The organism is Streptomyces sp. YS-3 (genome assembly GCF_045257485.1).
In the GTDB taxonomy this organism is placed as follows: Bacteria; Actinomycetota; Actinomycetes; order Streptomycetales; family Streptomycetaceae; genus Streptomyces.
In genome coordinates, this window is record NZ_JBJHPC010000961.1 from 1 (window position 1) to 1569 (window position 1569).

Sequence of the window (1569 nt, forward strand, 5' to 3'; positions counted from 1 at the left end):
ACCTTCCCCTCCCCCGCGCCCGTCACCCCGTCGTTCGCGCTGCCGCCCGCCGCCAGCCGGGTCAACCCCACCGACACTCCGTAACGAACCGATAACTCCATGTCCACATCATGGGAAAGGCATGGCGCCGGCCTGACCGCTTCACATACAACTCGGCCATGTTCTGGGTTCTCTTCCTGGTCGCCGCGTGCCTCGCGTCCGCCGTCTCGTGCGCGCGGCTCTGCCTCGCCGCGTCCGCCGCGGCCGACCAGGGCCCGGTCACCCGGGACCCGGAGCTCGGCCTCTCGCTCTACGAGGCCGCCTTCCTCGCGGGCGGCCCGTTCCGGGTCACCGATCTGACTCTGGTCACCATGCACCGCGCCCGCCGGCTGCTGCTCGCGCACACCGGCTGGGCCACGGTCGTCGACCCGGAGGGCCGCGACGACCTGGAGCGGTCGGTGATAGGGGCTATCGGGCCGGGCGGACAGGCCCGGATAGCGGCGATCCGCTCGGCCACGGCCGCCGCCGACGCCGTGCACGCCCTCGCCGACCGGCTGGCCGCCGCCGGGCTCGCCGTCCCCGATGCCGCCAGGACGGGCGTCACGGCCTCCGTACGGGCCGTACGCGGCGCGGCGGCGCTCACCCTCACCCTCGGCGCGATCGCCCTCCTGATGCCCGGTCAGGACCGCGCGACGCAGGCGGAGATCGCCGCCTGGTTCTCCCTGCCGACCGTGCTCACCCTCGGCTGCCTCTTCATCGCCCGCTTCGAGGTCCATCCGCACACCCGCTGGGCCTCCCCCGACGGCCAGCGGCTGCTGGGCCGGATCGACCCGGCCGGTGACCCGCTCACCGCCGTCGCGGTACGGGGCGTGAGCGCGGTCGGCGACCCGGAGCTGCGGACCGCCCTGCGCGCCGGCCGGACGCTCTGAGCGGCAACCGGCGACCCGCCCGGCCGACGGCCCGGCGCGGACCCGACAGGTGCCCTGACGGGCGACTTTGACCCCGGCGCACCGCCCGCCGGTGCTTTACTTCGTCAATTACTCCGCTAATCATCCCTTTTGTACCGGACACCTGCCGTGCCGGACAGACCCGCAAAGGGATGTAGATGAGAGCAGCAGCACTGTACGGAACGCTCGGTTCCCTCGTTCTTTCCACCCTGGCCGTCTCCCCGGCCGGCGGTATGGATCCGCTCACCGCCGAGGCGCACGGCACGGCCGTCGCCGCCCGGCGCGCGGCGGCGGCCGGGATCGCCTTCGGCCGCTGCCCCAAGGCGGAGATGCTCCCCGACACCATCCAGTGCGGCACGGTCCGGGTCCCCCTCGACTACGCCAAGCCGAGGGGACGGCAGATCACCCTCACCGTCAGCCGGGTGCGGGCCACCGGCAAACGGGCGGAGCGGCAGGGCGCGCTGGTCTACAACCCCGGCGGCCCCGGCGCCTCCAGCATGTACTTCCCGATCGTCGCGAGCCTGCCCGAGTGGAAGCGGATCGCGGGGGCCTACGACCTGGTGGGCTACGCCCCGCGCGGGGTCGCCCGCTCCGCGCCGCTGTCCTGCCAGGACCCGAAGGACTTCGCCAAGGCGCCCACCCC

1 protein-coding gene and 1 pseudogene are annotated in these 1569 nt (G+C 73.9%); both read left to right on the top strand.

Going from position 1 to position 1569, the window contains the following annotated elements; translation table 11 throughout:
- Positions 1–158 precede the first annotated feature (158 nt).
- Positions 159–908 carry a TIGR04222 domain-containing membrane protein gene (locus ACJA3G_RS36710; RefSeq protein WP_406557348.1) on the top strand — a complete coding sequence of 250 codons (750 nt, stop codon included), beginning with the start codon at positions 159–161 and terminating at the stop codon, positions 906–908.
- A 176-nt stretch (positions 909–1084) separates the two neighbouring features.
- Positions 1085–1569: pseudogene (locus ACJA3G_RS36715) on the top strand (alpha/beta hydrolase); the annotation flags it as partial.

Excerpts from the sequence above, each read along its gene's own strand:
- ACJA3G_RS36710 (WP_406557348.1), top strand. The coding sequence starts at position 159 with ATGTTCTGGGTTCTCTTCCTGGTCGCCGCGTGCCTCGCGTCCGCCGTC.